We start from the raw sequence: 2,956 nt of genomic DNA, 5'->3' as shown, positions 1-2,956 counted from the left end.
CGCGCACCAGGTGCAACGCACCGCCTTGCAGTGCCAGGCTTTCGACGCCGATGTGGCGGCTCGCCAGGTCCAGCGTACCGCCGCTCAGCGTCAACGCGCCCAGCGCCACGGCCGGCTCGGTCTGGCCAGTGCCGCGCAGCGCCACCTCGGCCAGCTTGGCATTCACCTGCGCCAGCTTCAGCGACAGCTGGCGCTGCGCATAGGCCGCTTCGTAGTGCAAGGACAGCGAAGCCTGGCCCTCGGGCGGTGCCATCTTCAGCCGCTGCTGCAGATAGGGCCAGAGCCGGCCCAGCGGCAGGCCCTGGATGGAAAACTCGCCACTGGAGACCAGCGGATTCAGGCCGAAGCGGCCTTGCCAGTGCAGGTCGGCACCCAGGCCCACGTGCGCGGTGACTTCGTGTTCGCCTTGCGCATTCGGCAAGGTCGAAACATCATCGAGTTCCAGTGCCAGCGGCGCGAGCTGGGTGCTGAAACCACCGCTCACCTGCTGGTCGGAAAAGTCGATGCGGCCATCGCTGAGTGCGAGCCGTTGCACCAACAAGCGGGGCGGCTCGGCCGTTGGATCGGGTGGCGGCGCAGGCTGAGCCTTGTCGGCCAGCGCGTCCACGAACAGCTGCCAGTTCAGTCGCCCGTCGGCCAGCAGCGTCACCGCCACCGTGGGCTGCTCGATCAGCAGCTCGTTGAAGGTCCAGGCGCGGCGGAACAAGCTGCTGGCCTGGAAGTTCACGTAGAGCCGGCCCAGGCCCAGCAGCGGCTGGCCTTGCGGCGTCTTCAGCGACAGGCCTTGCAGCTCCAGCGACAAGGCCAGCGGATTGAAGTGCGCCTGCTCGATGGCCAGCGTGTAGCCGCCTCGCCCGGACAACCACTTCGGCGCCGCCCATTTCAACAAGGGCCCGACGGCCAGCCAGCCCAGCAGCAGGTACAGGGCCAACAGACCTCCGCCAAGCTGCACCCAACGGCGGCCCAGCCAGGGCCGCACTCGCATCCACCATGTCATGGCGGGCACGATAGCACCGCCATCCGCGCGGCAAGCGCACGCGTGGCGGGCTGTCGCGCGTCAGGGCAAACGCAGGAAGCCGAGGTAGGTGCTGCTGCCGGACTTCAAGCAGGTTCCGGCGACGACGCCCTGGTCATTGATGCTGCTGGGCGATGTGTAGAGCATCTTCGGCACCTTGAAGGTCGTGACCGCACCGTCTGCGGCGCGCACAAAACCGCTGGCGCCGCGCGAGGCGGTGTAGTCACCCACGATCTGGCCCGCATTGTTGATGCCCGCCACGTTCATGAGGCTGCGGGTGGCGCCCACCTTGAACAGCGTGATCTGGCCGCCTGCGCTGCGCACATAGCCTTGCGAGGACTTGGTGGCGCAGTTGAACGGGCACACCACGGTCCTGAACACGCCGGCCGCGGTGCCGGCGTTGTTCAGGCCTGCCACTTCGGTCTGCGGGATGCCGGCCGGGTCGCTCACGGTGCCAGCCTCGAAGCTGGTCAACACGCCGCTGGCCGTCTGCACGAAGCCAACGTACTTCAGCAAGGTGTTGAGGTAGAGCACCTCGAAATTGCCGGCGCTGTCGCCGCCATCGTTCAGCGCACTGGCCACCGAGCCGCTCATGCCGGCGGGCATGCTGATGCTGGTGAAGCCGCCGTTGGCGGTGGCCACGAAGCCGCGGTTGGCGAAGTCATCGTTCTGCTCGTTGCGGTAGAAGCCCGAAGTGCTGCCAAGGTTGTTGATGGCGTAGGCCACGCTGAAGGAGCCCGGCGTGACCAGGGACGTGATGACCCCCGCAGGGCTGCGCGTGAAGGCCTTCAGGCCGCCCCCGTCGGTGTAATAGCCGGCCACGGTGCCGTCGTCGCTGATGGACATCGCCGTGGTGCTCAGTCCATTGACGTCGAACCCGGTGATCTCGCCGGACGCGCTGCGCACGAAGCCGCGCGACTGGCCGCCGCTCGAGGTGTACGAGCCGGCGACCACGCCGCTGTTGTTGATCTGGGCCACCGAGAAGCTGGTGGCACCCGGCACCTGGAACGTGACGAAGCTCTCGGCTGCGGCAGGCAATGCGGTGGCGAGCAGCGCGGCGCTCAGCAGCGCGGAAGAGAACGTGAAGGGAATCGACATGACGAGCCTCTCTGACTTTGGTTGTAAGACGTGTGCAGCGCGGTGTCTCCGCCGCGCTGGCCATCGCTGGCGAGCGCGACGGTAGCAGCGCCTGGGTGTCCGCTGCACAACTCAAATTAGGGGAGGCATGGCGCGTTCTCGATCAACGGTCGCAGCCACTGGCTTACCGGATGAGCCTGCCACCGCAGGTGCCGTGCTGGCCGGCTTTGCTTCGCCGCTGTCGCGTCGTCGCCCGGCAAATGAATGGCCGTGGTTTGGCCGCCTTCTCTGCCGCTCACGCGAGGGTCGGGCCACTAACGTTCACCGCTCAAAGCGGCGTGTGCCGTCAAGAGGGAATACATGATCTCGAACTGGATTTACCGGCTTGCGGTGTCGCTGGGCGCTTGTGCCGCGCTGACCCTGACGGCCTGCGGCAGCGACGACACCGCGTCGACCTCGCCGCCTCCTGCCGTGGCCAAGGTCGGCACCGTCAGCGGCGTGCTGGTCGATGCCAGCAGCGGCCTGGTGCTACCGGGTGTCACGGTGCAAAGCGCAGACCGCAGCGCCACCACGGCCGACGACGGGCACTACCAGCTCACGCAGGTGCCGGAATCGGCCACTGCCTCGGTTCGCTTCACCCGCACCGGCTATGCACCCAGCGTGGCCGTGGTCGCCGTGGCCGACCAGACGACGGTGTCGCTCGATGCGCGCCTGACGCCGATCGACACCAGCGCTGCAGTGGACGCCTCGCAGCCAGCGACCGTCGCCTCGACCGTGTCTCCCGCCCAGGTCAGCCTGCAAGCGGCCAGCCTCACCGCTGCCGATGGCACCACTTTCACCGGCACCGCCACGGTCTCGGTCACG

3 protein-coding genes are annotated in these 2,956 nt (G+C 67.7%); 1 reads left to right on the top strand and 2 read right to left on the bottom strand.

The window, feature by feature from the left end:
- On the bottom strand, positions 1–931 hold a 931-nt coding region (locus tag FKP22_RS25915), incomplete at its 3' end, for a DUF748 domain-containing protein (RefSeq protein WP_170201094.1).
- Positions 932–1,057: 126 nt separating this feature from the next.
- On the bottom strand, positions 1,058–2,113 hold the full coding sequence (locus tag FKP22_RS25910) for a hypothetical protein (RefSeq protein WP_141290688.1): 1,056 nt from the start codon (positions 2,111–2,113) through the stop codon (positions 1,058–1,060).
- A 339-nt stretch (positions 2,114–2,452) separates the two neighbouring features.
- Between FKP22_RS25910 and FKP22_RS25905 the strand changes: the two genes are divergently transcribed.
- Positions 2,453–2,956: peptidase associated/transthyretin-like domain-containing protein (locus FKP22_RS25905; RefSeq protein WP_141290686.1), on the top strand; the 504-nt coding region annotated here is incomplete at its 3' end.

Source organism: Ideonella azotifigens, assembly GCF_006519715.1.
In the GTDB taxonomy this organism is placed as follows: Bacteria; Pseudomonadota; Gammaproteobacteria; order Burkholderiales; family Burkholderiaceae_C; genus Ideonella; species Ideonella azotifigens.
Note: the sequence above shows the minus strand (reverse complement) of the source record. Positions and strands in the feature narration are given on the sequence as shown.

Excerpts from the sequence above, each read along its gene's own strand:
- FKP22_RS25910 (WP_141290688.1), bottom strand. The coding sequence starts at position 2,113 with ATGTCGATTCCCTTCACGTTCTCTTCCGCGCTGCTGAGCGCCGCGCTG.